The 16615-nt window shown below is 63.7% G+C and carries 18 protein-coding genes and 1 pseudogene; 7 read left to right on the top strand and 12 right to left on the bottom strand.

Translation table 11 applies throughout. From position 1 onward, the window contains the following. Positions 1-131: 131 nt before the first annotated feature. The gene (locus tag IEI94_RS21300; protein WP_191169207.1) at positions 132-1124 is read left to right on the top strand and encodes a 2-hydroxyacid dehydrogenase; all 993 of its coding nucleotides are present in this window, start codon (positions 132-134) and stop codon (positions 1122-1124) included. A 58-nt stretch (positions 1125-1182) separates the two neighbouring features. On the opposite strand, the gene IEI94_RS21295 is transcribed toward IEI94_RS21300, so the two are convergent. The 3 genes from IEI94_RS21295 to IEI94_RS21285 all read right to left on the bottom strand — a co-directional run bounded on the left by IEI94_RS21295 (position 1183) and on the right by IEI94_RS21285 (position 2534). After that, the gene (locus IEI94_RS21295; RefSeq protein ID WP_191169713.1) at positions 1183-1557 is read right to left on the bottom strand and encodes a hypothetical protein; all 375 of its coding nucleotides are present in this window, start codon (positions 1555-1557) and stop codon (positions 1183-1185) included. 279 nt (positions 1558-1836) lie between these two features. Beyond that, the gene (locus tag IEI94_RS21290) at positions 1837-2130 is read right to left on the bottom strand and encodes a hypothetical protein (RefSeq protein WP_191169206.1); all 294 of its coding nucleotides are present in this window, start codon (positions 2128-2130) and stop codon (positions 1837-1839) included. A gap of 113 nt (positions 2131-2243) precedes the next feature. After that, positions 2244-2534: a hypothetical protein gene (locus IEI94_RS21285; protein WP_191169205.1), complete on the bottom strand. Its 291-nt coding sequence runs from the start codon at positions 2532-2534 to the stop codon at positions 2244-2246. Positions 2535-2981: 447 nt separating this feature from the next. Between IEI94_RS21285 and IEI94_RS21280 the strand changes: the two genes are divergently transcribed. From IEI94_RS21280 to IEI94_RS21270, 3 genes are all read left to right on the top strand, one after another. After that, positions 2982-3659 carry an HAD family hydrolase gene (locus IEI94_RS21280; protein ID WP_191169204.1) on the top strand — a complete coding sequence of 226 codons (678 nt, stop codon included), beginning with the start codon at positions 2982-2984 and terminating at the stop codon, positions 3657-3659. A gap of 139 nt (positions 3660-3798) precedes the next feature. Then, positions 3799-4173, top strand: a complete 375-nt coding sequence (locus tag IEI94_RS21275) for a translation initiation factor Sui1 (protein ID WP_191169203.1) — start codon at positions 3799-3801, stop codon at positions 4171-4173. Positions 4174-4187: 14 nt separating this feature from the next. After that, positions 4188-4616 carry a YbaY family lipoprotein gene (locus tag IEI94_RS21270; RefSeq protein WP_191169202.1) on the top strand — a complete coding sequence of 143 codons (429 nt, stop codon included), beginning with the start codon at positions 4188-4190 and terminating at the stop codon, positions 4614-4616. 6 nt (positions 4617-4622) lie between these two features. Here the strand turns inward: IEI94_RS21270 and IEI94_RS21265 are convergent, their stop codons facing one another. Next, on the bottom strand, positions 4623-5489 hold the full coding sequence (locus IEI94_RS21265; RefSeq protein ID WP_191169701.1) for an NAD-dependent protein deacetylase: 867 nt from the start codon (positions 5487-5489) through the stop codon (positions 4623-4625). Between the two features lie 158 nt (positions 5490-5647). Between IEI94_RS21265 and IEI94_RS21260 the strand changes: the two genes are divergently transcribed. Next, positions 5648-6559 carry a nuclease-related domain-containing protein gene (locus IEI94_RS21260; protein WP_191169201.1) on the top strand — a complete coding sequence of 304 codons (912 nt, stop codon included), beginning with the start codon at positions 5648-5650 and terminating at the stop codon, positions 6557-6559. Here IEI94_RS21260 and IEI94_RS21255 read toward each other — a convergent pair. The 8 genes and pseudogenes from IEI94_RS21255 to IEI94_RS21220 form a co-directional block, all read right to left on the bottom strand. Continuing rightward, a complete protein-coding gene (locus tag IEI94_RS21255) occupies positions 6556-7311 on the bottom strand; it encodes a ribonuclease T2 family protein (RefSeq protein ID WP_318153436.1) in 756 nt (251 codons plus the stop codon). The genes IEI94_RS21260 and IEI94_RS21255 overlap by 4 nt on opposite strands. 1 nt (position 7312) lies before the next feature. After that, positions 7313-8650 (bottom strand): deoxyguanosinetriphosphate triphosphohydrolase, encoded by a 1338-nt coding sequence (locus IEI94_RS21250; protein WP_191169199.1) that lies wholly within the window; start codon positions 8648-8650, stop codon positions 7313-7315. Positions 8651-8937: 287 nt separating this feature from the next. Continuing rightward, a pseudogene (locus IEI94_RS21245) lies at positions 8938-9123 on the bottom strand (helix-turn-helix domain-containing protein); the annotation flags it as partial. Then, complete coding sequence (gene glnG / locus IEI94_RS21240) at positions 9116-10528, bottom strand: nitrogen regulation protein NR(I) (RefSeq protein WP_191169198.1); 1413 nt, start codon at positions 10526-10528, stop codon at positions 9116-9118. The gene glnG and the pseudogene IEI94_RS21245, both read right to left, overlap by 8 nt. Positions 10529-10595: 67 nt before the next feature. Then, positions 10596-11639 carry a nitrogen regulation protein NR(II) gene (gene glnL / locus IEI94_RS21235; protein WP_191169197.1) on the bottom strand — a complete coding sequence of 348 codons (1044 nt, stop codon included), beginning with the start codon at positions 11637-11639 and terminating at the stop codon, positions 10596-10598. A gap of 365 nt (positions 11640-12004) precedes the next feature. Further along, a complete protein-coding gene (locus tag IEI94_RS21230; RefSeq protein WP_191169196.1) occupies positions 12005-12601 on the bottom strand; it encodes a DUF4124 domain-containing protein in 597 nt (198 codons plus the stop codon). A 129-nt stretch (positions 12602-12730) separates the two neighbouring features. After that, a complete protein-coding gene (gene glnA, locus IEI94_RS21225; protein ID WP_191169195.1) occupies positions 12731-14137 on the bottom strand; it encodes a glutamate--ammonia ligase in 1407 nt (468 codons plus the stop codon). After that, the gene (locus IEI94_RS21220) at positions 14130-14468 is read right to left on the bottom strand and encodes a hypothetical protein (RefSeq protein ID WP_191169194.1); all 339 of its coding nucleotides are present in this window, start codon (positions 14466-14468) and stop codon (positions 14130-14132) included. Before IEI94_RS21220 ends, glnA begins: the two co-directional genes overlap by 8 nt. A 222-nt stretch (positions 14469-14690) precedes the next feature. Here IEI94_RS21220 and IEI94_RS21215 point away from each other — a divergent pair, with 222 nt between their 5' ends. Both IEI94_RS21215 and IEI94_RS21210 read left to right on the top strand, forming a co-directional pair. Further along, positions 14691-15230 (top strand): hypothetical protein, encoded by a 540-nt coding sequence (locus IEI94_RS21215; RefSeq protein ID WP_191169193.1) that lies wholly within the window; start codon positions 14691-14693, stop codon positions 15228-15230. An 80-nt stretch (positions 15231-15310) separates the two neighbouring features. Further along, positions 15311-16333, top strand: a complete 1023-nt coding sequence (locus IEI94_RS21210) for a polysaccharide deacetylase family protein (protein WP_191169192.1) — start codon at positions 15311-15313, stop codon at positions 16331-16333. Positions 16334-16615: the final 282 nt, after the last annotated feature.

Below are 16615 nucleotides of genomic sequence, written 5' to 3'. Positions count from 1 at the left end.
GTTTGATCGGGATGGCGTGTCCGCGCGGGGAGTAGCGCTGCTTCAGACTAGCCCAGCCGCGCGCGCATAGAAATGCATCTTGCGTGTTAGGCTCTTGATCACCATCTCTTTCACCTCTCCGGGGAGCTCTCATGACCAAGCGAATCGTGGCCTACCGGCGCCTCAGCGACAGCCAGCTCGAGGCGCTGCGGCGCGACTTTCACGTCGACTATTTTGCCGACCTCGCCTCTAGCGATGAGCCGGCCTTTTGCGAGGCGCTGAGCCAGGCCCACGGAGTAATCGGTGCCGGCCTGCCGCTGACGCCGGCGCTGCTCGACACGGCGCCCCAGTTGGAGGCGGTGGCGACCATCTCGGTGGGCTACGACAACTATCCCGTCGAGGCCCTGACCGAGCGCGGCATCCTGCTCTGCAACACGCCAGACGTGCTCACCGAAACCACCGCCGACACTGGCTTTGCGCTGATCATGGCCAGCGCCCGGCGGGTAGTGGAGCTCGCCGACTTCATCAAGCGCGGCGACTGGCAGGCGAGCATCGGCGAGGCGCAATTCGGCAGCGACGTCCACGGCAAGACCTTGGGCATGATCGGCATGGGTCGCATCGGGGCTGCCATCGCGCGGCGTGGCGCCCTGGGCTTCAATATGCCCATCCTCTACTCCAACGCCTCCCCCAAGCCCCAGCTCGAGGCTGAGCTGGGCGCTCGACGCCGTGAGATGGACGACTTGCTGGCCGAGGCCGATTTCGTGTGCGTCACCGTACCGCTCAGCACCGAAACCGAGAAGCTCATCGGCGCCAGAGAGTTCGGCTTGATGAAGCCCGGCGCCATATTCATCAACATCGCCCGGGGCAAGGTAGTCGACGAGGCCGCGCTGATCGAGGCGTTGCAGAGCGGCCAACTGCACGCCGCCGGACTCGATGTGTTCGAGCAGGAACCGTTGGCGGCAGACTCTCCGCTGCCGCATCTGACCAACGTGGTGGCGCTACCGCATATCGGCTCGGCAACCCACGAGACGCGTACTGCCATGGCCCAGCGTGCAGTGGATAACCTGACGCTGGCGCTCAAGGGCGAGCGGCCGATCAATCTGGTCAATGACGCGGCCTGGGCATCGCGGCGTAGCGCTCACTGAGCGCCCAGTCATGAAAAAGCCGCCCGAAAAAGGGCGGCTCATCGTGACGCGACAACCGTTAGGGCGTGGCGTCATCGTCTTCCATGTCGGGCAGCGACTCAGTGCCGTGGGCAGGATCGTCTGACCCCACACCGCCATGTTCTGCATCAGCGCCGCCGTCACCGGTAGTGCCGGTGTCATCCATTTCCGGCGTAGACTCAGTACCCATTGCCGGGTCGTCGGTACCGACGCCGCCGTGGTCGGCATCGCCGTTGGCCGTGCCCATACCACTATCGGTATCGGTGCCGCCCTCAAGGCCGGAGGACTCTTGGGGCGCCGGATCCTGCGGCTCATACTCTTCGTCGTGCATATCGGCGAAGGCCAGCGGGCTGGCGATCAAGCCGAAAGAGACACCAACAATACCGATTTTCTTCAGAAATTCCTTGGACATCATGTCACATACCTCTCGCTAATCCATTGGCGACAGCACATCGGCGATCACTACAACGATGCGCGACGTACAAATACCGTACAATTAAATGTCTATTGGTACAAGTATTGAACAACAATCCCTCTTCCCTTCCGCCCTTGGCAAGATCAAAAAAGCCGCTTCCGGGGGTGGCCGAAAGCGGCAGCTGTGATCAACGTGCAGTGGAGACACGCTGGGGCTCGAGGGGGTGAGCCCACCGCCCATCCTTGGGCAGCATCATCTTGCAAGGGAACAGGTTAACGATTACCAGGACTCTTCTTCATCGTCCTCAGGAGTCTCCCACTCCTCCTCTTCGTTCTCTTCCTCTTCATCGAAGGTGAACTCTTCTTCCTCGTCTTCATACTCGGTGTCGAATTCGTCGTCGTTGGTGCTGAACTCATCGCCACCGTCTACATCAGGTGCCGGCTCTTCCTGCGGTGCCGGATCCTGCGGCTCATACTCTTCGTCGTGCATATCGGCGAAGGCCAGCGGGCTGGCGATCAGGCCAAACGAAACACCCAGAATACCGATTTTCTTCAGAAAGTCCTTGGACATCATGTCGTACATCCTCCATTGGGGCGCGTCATGTCATTCGACGCTTTCGATAACGTATCAAGCAAAGCATCCCTGTGGTCGCGGCGCCCATCCTTGGGCGCCGGAGTCAGTCGCTCTTACCAAGACTGCTCTTCGTCGTCCTCTTCAGGAGTCTCCCACTCTTCCTCTTCGTTCTCTTCCTCGTCATCGAAGGTGAACTCTTCTTCCTCATCCTCATATTCGGTATCGTAATCTGTGGTACCGAACTCATCGTTGCCGTCAACGTCCGGTGCAGGCTCTTCCTGCGGCGCCGGGTCTTGCGGCTCGTACTCTTCGTCATCCATGCCGGCCATGGCCAGCGGGCTGGCGATCAGGCCGAAAGAAATGCCGAGAATACCGATCTTCTTGAGAAATTCCTTGGACATCATGCTCGCACCTCCATTTGTCTTCAGTGCTTGCTGAGTTTGAAGACGTACTGCCTATTGCTAGGTACCGAATCGATCTTGCCGCGTCGCTTCGATCTGTTTCGTCTCTCACCCTGGGTATTGCAGTGGCCATGCCACTCCGTGCAAAAAAAAATAAAAAAACAAACAAAACAAAGAGTTATCAAAACTTCCGCATGCCAGCTGCCAATTGAAACAGGCCGGTATACGGCGAATCGAGTGGCGACATATGACACATGGGGCAGATTCGACACGCTTGCCAGGTGTGTCGGAAGGGGTCATATCGGTCCCCCACCGGGGCTCCATCGACGCGAGCGTTGGCGAACAGTGTTCAAAAAATGCGGAAAATAGCCCTTAATATTAGGCGTGATGCGCCGATATCTGTAACACTAGGGCTATAAGTCCTTGACTTGCGCCGAAAGAGGTCTGGCAATGTCGATACCTCGATGCCTGCTGTTTGATTGCGATGGCACCCTCGTTGACAGCGAACCCCTGCTGGCCGCCGAGATGGCGGTAAGCCTTACACAAGCGGGTCTGCCCTTCTCCCCCAGCGACTACATGGGAGAATTTCGCGGCGCACGCTTCTCGAATATCGTCGCCGAGCTGCAGCGCCGCCACGGCCCTATCGATCCTCAGCGGTTGAGCCACTCCGAGGGCGAGATGCGCCGCAAGCTGGCAGATCGCATCGACAGTGAACTGCTGCCCCTGCCGGGGGTGCGCGAGGCCCTCGACGCGCTGGTCGAGTTCCCCCGCGCAGTGGTCTCCAACGGACCAGAGAGCAAGATACGCGCCGGCCTGCGCGCCACCGGCCTGACTGACGACTTCGGCGACAACCTGTTCAGCGGCTACACCGTCAAGTGCTGGAAGCCCGACCCCTGCCTCTACCTGCATGCCGCTAGCATCATGGGCTATCGCGCCGACGAGTGCCTGGCGATCGACGATGCCATCGTCGGCGTCAAGGCGGCACTGGCGGCGGGTATGCGAGTCGTTCACCTCAACCGCTTCCCTGATGTGGAAACCACCCCCAACGGCGCCATCAGCATCAGCAACATGCATCAGCTGCCCACGGTGGTCGGCCGACTGCTGCTGCCACGGGTCGCCACGACCTGACGCTCGGCCCACCGCCGAGTTATCCATAGCGCCTTGCCACCAGCCGCAGTGGATAACATGCCCCCTGCCGAGGGCCGGCGCCCTCGGGTATCATGGTCGGACACTCTCAACCGGGCACCCCGAGCAGGAGCACCTGATCATGGCATCCCTTCGCGATCAGCTCAGCGGGCTGGTCTACTCCACCGAGCATGGCGACATCTGCCCCGACTGTCGGGCACCGATTGCCGACTGCCAGTGTGCAGCTCAGGCCGAACAGGCCCGCCTGGCCGAACTCGACGGCGTGGTGCGCATCCGACGCGAAACCAGCGGCAGGAAAGGCAAGGGTGTTACCACCATTGAAGGCATTCCGCTCAGCGATGCTGAGCTCAAGGCGCTGGCCAAGTCGCTCAAGAAGCGCTGTGGCACCGGTGGCGCCGTCAAAAACGGCATCATCGAGATTCAGGGCGACCACCGCGATACCCTGCACGACGCACTCACCCGCCAAGGCTACAGCGTCAAGCTGGCCGGCGGCTGATCAAGGAGTTCTACATGACGACCGATTCGCCCGTATTGCCACAGGCACGCCGCTTCCGGCTCCTGGTGGCGCTGTTGATGACGATGCTGCTGGCTGCCTGTGCCGGGCGCCCGGATTTCGCGACCCTCGACACCCGCGTGGTGCCCGATGCGCCGCTTGAGGCTGGCGACAGCGCCGAGCTACGCGTGGCCCTGGAATCCCTTGGCGCCGACGGCAGCCGCGGTGAGCTGATCGCCGAGACCACCTCGTCCGGTGTCAGCGATACACCGATGGATGTCAGCCTGCAGTTCGATGCCCGCGCCCTGGAGGCCGGACGCGACTATGCACTGATTGCCGAGATCCGCGAAGACGGCCTGGTCACCCACCGCAACCGCGAGCAGGTGGCCGTATCCGCAGGCGACATCGGCACCCAGCGCATCGAGATCCCGCTGACACCGCGCTGAGCGGCCTCAGATGTCGAGGTACTGCGACAGGGCCCCGAGCGTGTCACCGACCGGCGCCTCGAGCTTGAGATGGTAGAGCGCATCGGCCCGGGTGTGGCCGAGGTTGAGACAGGCCAGCGGCTTGCCTTCAGCCGCGGCCTGACGCGCGAAACGGTAGCCTGAATAGACCATCAGCGATGAGCCTACTACCAGCAGGGCATCGGCCCGTGACACCGCATCAGCGGCTGCCGTGACCCGCGCCGCCGGCACCTGGTCGCCGAAGAACACCACGTCTGGCTTCCACACGCCGCGCCCGCAGCGCGCGCAGCCGGGCACATGAAAATCGCTGAAGTCGTGCTCCAGATCGGCGTCACCATCGGGACCGACACTGGCCTCCAGCGCCAACCAGCGGGGGTTGCTGGCCGCCAGCTCGGCATGCAGGTCGTGGCGCATGCGCCGCGCATCGCAGCTCATGCAGCGAACGATCTCGGCGCGTCCATGCAGGTCGATGACGCGCCGATTGCCGGCACGCTGATGCAGGCCATCGACGTTCTGGGTGATCAGGGTATCAAGGTGGCCACGCCGTTCGAGCATCGCCAACCCGCGGTGGGCGGCCCCCGGTCGCGCCTCGCTGAGCGCGCGAAAGCCGACCAGGGCACGCGCCCAGTAACGCTGGCGAGCCGCATGACTGGCCATGAAATCCTGATGATTCATCGGTGGCGGCCGTTTCCAGGCTCCGTCACGGCCACGATAGTCAGGAATCCCACTGTCGGTGCTGACGCCGGCACCGCTGATTACTGCGAGACGCGGGTGGTCTGCGATAAAGGTCGCCAGGGCCGCTGCGGCCTTCAATACGAGAGGGTCCGGATCTATGGGCGCGGAGGGAGGAGGCATGGTGTCCATGAGTGGCATCGCCTTGGCTGGCCGGTGACGGTGATATTGGAGCCTTGGATCATTACATTGTTCACCCAAGGCTGCCGAGGTTAGCTAGAATGAACGCGCAAACGTCGCCGCCGTAAGGCGATACCCCCTACTGGCAAGGACCGCTGCCGATGGCCTGGCTGGAATATCTACTACCGCTGATCTTTCTGTTCCCCCTGGGCGCCACTGGGGTGATCGTCCTGGCACTGCGCAACCTGCACGATGCGCGGGTGCGCTCGCCGTTCGATGCCCACCCACTACGCGAGCCTGGCCAGGCGCTGCGTGACCGCCTCGACCGCGCCTTTGCCAGCCTGTTTCTCAACGGCGCGCTGGGCCCTATCGTGGTGCTGGCACCGCTGGTCTACGGCATGGGGCGCATGCTGTTCGCCAGCCAGCAGGACTGGGTCGAGTGGAGCCTGTATGGGCTGCTCAGCACACTACTGGTGATGGTGTTCTGCTTTCTGCTGATCCGCGACTACCAGCGTATCCGACGCCTCAAGCTCGGCCTGGCCTGTGAGCTGGTGATCGGCCAGGAGCTGGAGCGCTTGGTGCGCCCCGACGCCCACCCCTACCATATCTTCCATGATATTCCCGCCGACACCTATACCATCGACCATGTCGCGGTCACACCCCATGGCGTATTCGTGATCGAGACCCGCGCCCGCACCTGGCCGGTAGACCCTGGCGGCGCGGGTAGCAATCAGGTCGCCGTGGAGCGTCAGCGGCTGCGCTTTCCAGGTTGGAGCGAGCGGCGGCCGCTGCTCAAGACCCGCCAGGCGGTGCAGTGGCTGCGCCAGTGGCTGGCCAAGGAGTGTGGCACCTCGGTGCCGGTGAAGGGCGTACTGGCCCTGCCCGGCTGGGAGATCGACACCAGCCAGGCCGACAACGACCTGCTGGTGGTCGGCGGTGATCGGCTCGCCGAACAGCTCGCCGCCATGCCGCTCGGTCCCTTCGACGACGCTACCCACGACCGTGCCATCCGCGCCCTGATGAAGCGCGCCGCGCTGGTGGAGCTGCAAAACTTGCAGGAGCCCTCCGTCTAACCCGCCGCGGGAATCTGCACGCGATTATGGCAGCGCCCGGGGCGCTGCTCGACCAGACTCTCGGCGTCAGGGAAATCGCCCAACCGATCCACGCCGATCCCGATGCGCACCTCGCTGAGCTGGCGATTGCCCGGGCCGCGGCACTCCAGGCGCAGCGCCCGGCCATTGCCACTGCCGAACGCCGCTTCGAAGGCGCCGATCAGCTCGTTGCGGTCGACCTCGCCGCCCTGATTGAGCACCACATAGTCAGCGAAGGCGCTGGCATTGACCCGTTCCAGCAGCTGCAGCGAGGCAGCGAAATAGTCGTCGGCATCCAGCGCCAGGCAGGCGGCGTGTTTGGCATACTGATAGCGATCCAGGCAGCTGGCGCGCCCCGGCATGCCCTCATCCAGCGCCTTGCCAAGCGCCTCGGGCAGGTCGAAGGGCGGATGCGCCCGGCAGAAACTGCCGGCGGCACGCGGCTCCTCGAGGAAGCAGCCCTCGCGCCACCACTGCGGACGGTCGACGCCGTCGCGAGCAAAGCGCTCGGGCAGTGAAGGCCACAGTCCATGTAGCACGAAGCCCTGCCCCGCCTGGCGCTCACGGCACTCGTCGGGCGGACGCGAATGTGTCTCGCAGAAGCCCGGATGCCAGGTCAGCGCCAGGGTGTAGTGGTCGAAACCTTCGCCCTCGAGAGGCTGCGTATCCGCCGCGGCCAGGTTCACCCAGACGCCGAGCAGTACCAGCGCAAAGCTAACGAGACAGCGGCGCACCTCAGTCACCTCGCAATCGTCCGCCCATCTCCTGGGCCAGGTCGACGGCGTAGTGGTCGGTCATGCCACCGATAAAGTCGAGCATGCGCCGGTAGCTGGAGTAGAGCGACCAGGAGGGACGCGGGGTATTCTCACCGATCAGCGCCAGCACCCGCTGATGCTTGAAGCTCGACTCACCGTGGTGGTGCAGCTCATGGGCCGCGCCGATAAAGGCTTCGAGCAGGATCCCCAGGGTGGTGTAGGCGCCGATCTCCAGCTTGGCCTTGCGCTCGTTCTGGAAGATCCGCTCCCGAGCCAGCTGTTTGGCGGCCTTGACCCCCCAGTCGAGATCCGGATGACACAACTCCAGCAGGTCGTGCTCGAGTACACCGTTGAGCAGTTCCCCCTCATGCTGCACGAAGACCGCCCCCACATCGCTGACAGCGCGCTCCATGGCTGCTCCACGCAGCGCCGCGATGCGCCGCCGCTGGGAGACCCCGTCGCTCAGCATGGCCTCGTACTCCGGCGGCTTGCCGCCGGCGATCTGGGTCAGCACGTCGGCGACTTCGTCGAAGCGCAGGATGCCCATCTCCAGGCCATCCTCGAGGTCGAGCAATGCGTAGCAGATATCGTCGGCGGCCTCGACCAGCCAGGCCAGCGGGTGGCGGCACCAGGCGTTGCTGCCGCGCGGCTTGAGCCCCAGGCGCTCGGCGACCTCGGCGAGCAGGTGCGTCTCGGACTGATAGCTGCCGAACTTGCCGGCGCTGCCGCCATGCTCGACGGTCCAGGGATACTTGAGCATGGTGCCGAGGGTCGCCCCGGTCAGGCGCATGCCACCCTTGAACTGGTTGTATTCGATCTGGGTCACGATGCGAAAGCCTTGGGCATTGCCTTCGTAGGTCAACAGGTCGGCGCGCTCCAGCGGCGACAGGCCCTCGAGCAGGCCGCTGCCGTCCTGCTCGGCGCGCTTGAACCAGTCACGGATAGCGTACTCCCCGGCGTGGCCGAACGGCGGATTGCCGATATCGTGACCCAGGCAGGCGGCCTGGACGATGACGCCGAGGTCGGCCGGGGTGATCCACTGCGGCAGGCGGTGGCTAAGCTGCTCGCCGACGATCATGCCCAGCGAGCGGCCCACGCAGCCGACCTCCAGCGAGTGGGTCAGGCGGGTGTGGATATGGTCGTTGTCGGTCAGCGGATGGACCTGGGTCTTGCGACCCAGGCGCCGAAACGAGCCGGCGAAGACAATCCGGTCGTGGTCCTTGTGAAACGGGCTGCGGCCGATTTCGTGGCTCGCCGAGCGCGGCTTGTCGTTGAGCCGGCTCGGATCGAGCAGTCGCTCCCAGTGCATCTGCGTCATCGGTGAAGCCTCCTTGAGAGGCGTATTCTGGCAGTGCTGGGCCCTAGGCGCTAGGCCAGCACGCTCGGACTAATCCGTCGGCAGGCCTGCGAGGAGGCGCTGTAAACCATCCCTGGGCGCTACCTACGCCCTGCTGCGCTCTCGCATCCTGCTCCGCTTGCAGGACCGGTGCTGGCCATCCATGGCCAGCCCGTTCGGAGCAGTGCTCCTCACCCATGGCGTAGAACCTCCTCTTCGGCCTGCCCCCGGCGTCCTTCGCTTAGGGGCAGCTGCGATTGTCCTCCCCCTCAGTCACCGTCGGCCAGCGCCGGCAGCAGCACCTTGACCTTACGGGTCAGGGTATTGCGCCCCCAGCCCAGTAGCTCGGCGGCTTCGCCCTTGCGCCCGCCGGTGTGCTTGAGCGCGGTCTCGATCAGGATGCGCTCGCAAATTCTCGAGAGGGGTACCGCCTCCTCCCGACAAGACTCAATCCCCGTCGGCCAGCGCCGGCAGCAGCACCTTGACCTTACGGGTCAGGGTATTGCGCCCCCAGCCCAGTAGCTCGGCGGCCTCGCCCTTGCGCCCGCCGGTGTGCTTGAGCGCGGTCTCGATCAGGATGCGCTCGAAGTCCGGCACCGCCTCCTCCAGCAGATGGGTGTGCCCGGCCGCCAGCGCGCGGTCGGCCCAGTCGCGGAAGGCGGCGCGCCAGTCACCGGCGGCGGCCTCGCTGCCTTCGGTGGTGCGCAGCTCCGGTGGCAGATCGTCGATCAGCACTTCGCGACCGGAGGCCATCACCGTCAGCCAGCGACAGGTGTTCTCCAGCTGGCGCACGTTGCCCGGCCACGGCAGCCGGGTGAGATGCTGCTCTGCCTCCTTGGTCAGCACCTTGCCCTCGGTGGAGAGTTCACGGGCGGCCTCGGCGAGAAAGTGCTGCGCCAGGCGCGGAATGTCCTCGCGCCGCTCGGCGAGCTTGGGCAGGTGCACGCGAATCACGTTGAGACGGTGGAACAGGTCCTCGCGAAAGCGGCCGTCCTCGACCAGCGTCTCGAGGTTCTGGTGGGTAGCGGCGATAATGCGCACATCGGCCTTGACCGACAGGTGGCCACCGACCCGATAGAACTCGCCGTCGGCCAGCACCCGCAGCAGGCGGGTCTGGGTATCCGGCGGCATGTCGCCGATCTCGTCGAGGAACAGGGTGCCGCCGTCGGCCTGCTCGAAGCGCCCGCGACGCTGGGCGGTAGCGCCGGTGAAGGCGCCCTTCTCGTGACCGAACAGCTCGGACTCCATCAGATCCTTGGGAATCGCCGCCATGTTCAGGGCAATAAACGGCTTACCGGCGCGGGGGCTGTGCTGATGCAGCGCCTGGGCAACCCGCTCCTTGCCGGTACCCGACTCGCCGTTGATCAGCACCGTGATATGCGACTGCGAGAGTCGGCCGATGGCGCGGAACACCTCCTGCATGGCTGGCGCTTCACCGATGATCTCCGCCGACAGACCCTCCGGCGCCACCGCCGGGCTCTGTCGCTCACGGGCATGGGCCACCGCCCGGCGCACCAGTGCCAGCGCCTCGTCGACGTCAAATGGCTTGGGCAGATACTCGAAGGCCCCCCCCTGGTAGGAGGCGACCGCACTGTCGAGATCGGAGTGCGCGGTCATCACGATCACCGGCATATCGGGGTGCGCTTCACGCACCTTGGCCATCAGGTCGAGACCATCGAGGCCGGGCATTCGGATGTCGGTGACCAGCACATCGGGCGGTCGCTTGAGCAGGCCGTCCAGTGCGCTGTCGGCTCGCTCGAAGCTCTCCACCTCGAGATCGGGTTGGGCCAGCGCGCGCTCGAGCACCCAGCGAATGGCGCGGTCGTCGTCGACGATGACGATGCGGGCAGGATCTGTCATGCAAGCCTCCAGAGAACATCACGACAGCAGTCAGCCGTGGCACAAAAGAAATAGATGGAAATGCGGCTCATGGCGGCGCCTCCAAAGGCGTCAGCAGCCGGAATTCGGTGCGCCCAGGCCGTGAATCACACTCGATCAGGCCCTGGTGCTGGTGAAGGATCGACTGGGCGATGGAGAGACCCAGCCCGCTGCCCTCGGCGCGACCCGAGACCATCGGATAGAACAGCGTCTCGCGCAGCGCGTCGGGGATTCCTGGTCCGTTGTCGATAATCGCCACCTCACACACCAGCCGGTGGCGCTCGGCGCCGAGGGTAAACTGTCGGCGCGCACGGGTGCGCAGCACCAACCGCGGTGCAGCGATCTCGCTTTCGCTCATTGCCTCCACGGCGTTACGCGCCACGTTGAGGACCGCCTGGATCATGCGCCCCTCGTCGCCGTGCAGCTCTGGAAGGCTGGGGTCGTAGTCGCGCTCGATCGTCACTCCCGGCTGCTCGGCAAGCAGCAAGGAGCGCACACGCTCCAGCACCTTGTGAATATTCAGCGGCTGATGGTGGGTGACCTGATTGGGCCCCAGCATGCGGTCGACCAGATCGCGCAGGCGATCGGCCTCCTCGACGATGATGCGCGTGAATTCGGCCAGCTGAGGGTCAGGCAGGTCGCGCTCAAGCAGCTGGGCTGCGCCACGAATACCGCCCAGCGGATTCTTGACCTCATGGGCCAGACCGCGGGTCAATGTCTTGATGGTCTCCTGACGCGCGATCAGAGCTTCTTCCCGAGAAATTCGCAGCAGCCGGTCGCGGGGCTCTATCTCCAGCAGCAGCTCGTCATCGGAGAGCGGCGTGACGGTGAAGTCGACGGTGACGGTCTCGCCGCCGGCCAGGGTCAGCACCGCCTCACGCTGAGTGAACGGATGAAATTCGCGCCGAGCCTTGATCAGTACCGCGGCCACCGCACCGTCAACGCCTTCCAGGCTCTCCAGGCGGGTACCTCTTACGCGGCCGATACTCACCGCGAGCAGCGCCTCTGCGGCCGGATTCATCCACCGCAGTCGCAGAGTGCCGTCAAGCAGCAGCACCGCCGTGGTGAGGTGTTCCAGCAGACGTTGATACATGGGGCATTCCGCCGTCCTTGAGTTCACTATTGCTGTGCAAGAAGCGCGCCAGCCTGGCAGACGCCTGTTGGCGGCGTTCCAGGAGAGTGCAAGACACGACTATGCACCACATTAGTGCAAGACTGAAAGCCTAGCGATCACAGCGGTGCAGCACCGCTCTCATCGCCTGCCTCACGGCGCGACGGACGGGATGGACGGTCGCGGGCGGCACTGCTGTCCCCGGCTCGATAATCGAGCGCACTATTGTCGCGCACCCGCTCGGCATGCTCGAAGGCATCGATACTGCCCGCTTCCGGCGCAGCCGCGCGGCAGGGTCTGGGGCTGCCGTCCGGGCACAGCGACCGAGGCGCCCGGCGAGGGGGCAGCTAATTGGGGTTGTTGGGATTCTGCGGCAGGTTGACGCTGGCACGCTGAACATAGAGCGTCACCGGTGCACTGCGATGGCGCACTTCGCCACTGGCATCGAGCAACTCGGCCTGCAGCACACGCTCACCGCGTTCGAGATTGCCGATCATGAACACATCACTGTGCATTGCCGACTGGCTGACCGCCCCATCGACCAGCAGCCGCACCCGATGGTCTTCGCGCAGCGCCGGCTCAATGCCCAGCTCAACCTGAAGATTACCGGCCTCGCCGGTCTGCAGCGTCTCCTCGTTGCGCGGCGAGGCGATACGGAAAGTCGAGTAGGGCATGAAGGGCGAGGATAGCGACTCTGATGGAGAGGATGAAGGCGCCGTGGCCTCGGGCGCCGACTGCGGCGCCGGCGCACGCTGCCCTGACGGCACCACGGTCAGAGGATTGAGCTCCACCTGCTCACCGCCACGCTCAGGGTTGTCAGTAAACACCACGTTGCCTTGGGCATCGGTAGTGCGATAGATCGACGTTGCCTGGGCGTTGAGCCCAGCACACAGCAGGCTGATCAGCAGCACCCAGCAGGCACTGCTCTTCGGCGAAACGGTCATGCACCTTGCTCCAACAGACGACGACCCAATATGGGCCCGGCAACCCCTTGGATAGTCTAGTGCAAAAAGGGGTTCCGCCGTGGCGGAACCCCTTCATTTGCTACCCAGCGCCGCCAAGGCGGCGCACCATCAGCAGCTGTAGTACATGTCGAATTCGACCGGATGCGTGGTCATGCGCAGGCGCTCCACGTCCTCTTCCTTGAGCTCGATGTAAGCGTCGATCATGTCATCGGTGAACACGCCGCCCTCGGTGAGGAAGGCGCGATCCTTGTCCAGCGCTTCGAGGGCCTGGTCGAGGCTCTCGGCGACGGTGGGAATGGACTTGCCCTCTTCCGGCGGCAGGTCATACAAGTTCTTGTCCATGGCATCGCCAGGATGGATCTTGTTCTTGATGCCGTCGATGCCGGCCATCAGCATGGCCGCAAAGCACAGGTACGGGTTGGCTGTCGGATCCGGGAAGCGCGCCTCGACACGCTTGCCCTTGGGGCTCGCGGTGTAAGGGATACGGATCGACGCGGAGCGGTTACGGGCGCTGTATGCCAGCATGACCGGCGCCTCGAAGCCCGGCACCAGACGCTTGTAGGAGTTGGTGGAGGCGTTGGTAAAGGCGTTCAGGGCACGCGCATGCTTGATGATGCCGCCGATATAGTAGAGCGCCATTTCAGACAGACCGGCGTACTCGTCACCGGCAAACTGGTTGTTGCCGTCTTTCCAGAACGACTGGTGGACGTGCATGCCAGAACCGTTGTCGCCAACCAGCGGCTTGGGCATGAAGGTAGCCGTCTTGCCGTAGGCGTGAGCCACGTTGTGGATCACGTACTTCATTTCCTGAACTTCGTCGGCCTTCTTCACCAGGGTGTTGAACTTGACGCCGATCTCGTTCTGGCCCGCATTGGCCACTTCGTGGTGGTGTACTTCGACGCTCTGGCCGATTGCCTCGAGGGTGTTACACATGGCGCTGCGGATGTCGTGGAAGCTGTCCACCGGCGGCACCGGGAAGTAACCACCCTTGACCCGCGGACGGTGAGCCAGGTTGCCACCGTCGACGCTACGATCGGTCGACCAGGCACCCTCTTCCGAGGTGATCTTGTACATCGCGCCTTCGATATCGGCTTTCCAGTGCACCTCATCGAAGATGAAGAACTCCGGCTCCGGGCCGAAGAAGGCGGTATCGCCCAGGCCGGTCGACTGCAGGTAAGCTTCAGCGCGCTTGGCGATGGAGCGCGGATCGCGCTCATAGCCCTGCATGGTAGCCGGTTCGATGATATCGCAACGCAGCACCAGGGTGGCGTCTTCGGTGAACGGGTCGAGGAAGGCAGAGCCATCTTCCGGACGCAGGATCATGTCCGACTCATTGATACCCTTCCAGCCGGAGATGGACGAGCCGTCGAACATCTGACCGTTCTCGAAGAATTCATCGTCGACGTCGCGGGCCGGGATGGTGACGTGCTGCTCTTTACCCTTGGTATCGGTGAAGCGCAGATCGACCCACTTGATATCATGTTCTTCGATCAGGGCGAGAGTCTTCTCAGACATGGTGTCCTCCACTAGTGAGCGTTGCTCGAATATTGGCGTTGCGAGTCCAGCGTCGTTTGTAGCACGGCGGGGGCAGCTTGCCCACGCTGGCCGTCATGACGACGACTCTGGTTGATGCTTCTGCACTGTGCAATGCAGGCGGCGTGCCAAAATGGCGCAAAAAACCACATAAAACATACATATTCCTGTTTTTTAAGTGATTTTTCTCACCCAGAAGCACACAGCATGGCACCACACTGCCCCACAAATCAGCAGCACCCTCCGCCAAGCGAACCATCGCGGTGCAGAAATAAGCCATATGCATCACAGTGGTGCAGAAAAATCCCCGCATGCAACTCTATGGTGCTGCTGCCACTCGCTACCAAGCATCAGCCCCGGCTCGGCGTCCTCTGCTAGGAAAATAAGGCGACAAAATGATTGATACCTTTTGAAACCAAAGGCTACTATCGCTTACATATCTACATGCTCGGCGCCACGCCGCAGACATGACGCGACCGATCCGCCACTAGCCGCCATTCACTCGGCCAGGGCAATGCGCTAAGGGCACGCTGTGATGGACGCCTACTGCATCATTATCGATTCTCGGTTGATGGCCGCGCGCCTACCGCGCTGCCTGGCGACCCTACAACATGCCGTAGTGCGCTACCCCGACAAGATCGACATTCGCGTGGTCAGTGACGACGATAACAGCTCTCTCGAAACGCTGACACGACGCATCGGTGCGCACTTCGAGGCCATACGCCTGGGCTCGATCGGCGCGCGCAGCAATGAGGTGGTTCGCCGCACACCGGTCGATACGCTGATTTTCCCCACGCCGCGAATGCGCCTGGGCGCCGACTGGCTGGATGAGGCTGATCATCTGCTGACTCAACATCAATGGGATGCGGTGCTGCTCACATCACGTCGACGACCGTTTTCCCAAGGGCTGAAACGGCTTTTACAGCGTGAACCCGAGCCCGGCACGCTGTGCGTTCGCCGCGACTGGTTCGAACGCATCGGCGGCTTCGACCCGAGCCTGGACGAGAATGCCCACGGCGACTTGCTCGCTCGGCTTCGCGCCTGTCAAGCGAGGGTGCTCGAGTTCCCTCTCTAAGCAGGCGCTGCCGGCAGGGCGAAATATGCCTGAGCGCATTACACTGGGAGTATGGCAGGTTGCGCTGAAGGAGGTTCGTCATGACGCACTGGAACCTCGCTCTGGACATGGCCCAGCGGCTTCGCGGCCACTGGCGGCGCAGTCTACGCGTGCCGCTACAAGGGCTAAGCGCCATCCTGGTGCTGCATCGGGTGCTGCCCGATGAGCATGCCGCCCGGCTGCCGCACCGCGCGCCCTACTGCCTCGGTCCGGAGAGTTTCAAGCACCTGCTGATGGCGCTGGTCGATGTGTCACGCATCGTCAGTCTCGACACCGCCTTGAAGCCCCACCATGATCCACGCGCCTGTATTGCGCTGACCTTCGACGACGGCTGGCGCGACAACGCCGAGGTAGCTGCTCCGCTGCTCGAACACTATGCCCTGCCAGCCAGTATCTTCATCACTACCGGCCTGCTGGGCCGCCCGCGCGGCGTATGGTGGGAAGTGATCAGCGAAGGGCTGTGGTGCCGTCACCACGCCCAGCGGATTCACGACACCCTGTGCGACGCCGGGCTGCCGCCGCCGCCGCTGCCGCCGCCACACCCCGACCACGCCTACAGCGAAGTCCTACTCGGCTATCTCGCGGCGCTGCGTCGCTGCGACCCGATGGCGGTCAACGCCGTCGCCGAGGCGCTCTATCCCGACCTCGATCAGCCCCCCCACGGCTTGGACCCATTCAGTGTCCGGCGCCTGGAGCACAGTGGCCTGTTCCGTTTCGGCGCCCACGGGGTGCTGCCAGAGTCGCTGGAGCCGCTCAGCGATGCCCGCATCTGCTGGCATATCCGCCGTTCCCGCGAAGATCTATCCCGGCTCTGCCAGACGCCACTCGAAGCCTTCGCCTACCCCGATGAGCAGCCCTCGAGGCGACTGCGCCGCCTGGCCAGGCGCTGCGGCGTTCGCCAGGCACTGGCCGGGTGCGGCGGCTGGCTCTCCCCGCGACTCGACCCGCTGGCGATTCCGCGCATCCCCATCAGCCAGCCGGTGGCACAGAGTCCTGGCCGGCTCTACGACTGGCTGCTGAGCCGCTGGCAGCCCATAGCCGATAACGCCGCGGATTACCGTTGAAACCCCGTCGTCCAGGCGGATTGTTTGTCAACGATACGAAAGATACTTTCATTGGCCTTGCACTGGACAGTGAATATGTATGCTCCTTAATAAATCTCACACAAAAAAAATGGGGCAAAACCGCTCAACGACAACATCGACACCCACTACAGTGATGGCTCCATGACACGCATGAATTTCTGGTCAGGCCTGGGCGTCAGTGCCCTGGCCCTGGTCCTCATTATCTGGATCATCCCGCAATACGGCGGTAGCGGCGCCGCCTTCGGCCTCCCTCCTCAGTTG

The organism is Halomonas sp. ML-15 (genome assembly GCF_014779595.1).
Lineage (GTDB): Bacteria > Pseudomonadota > Gammaproteobacteria > Pseudomonadales > Halomonadaceae > Franzmannia.
This window is presented reverse-complemented; position numbering and strand designations above follow the sequence as displayed.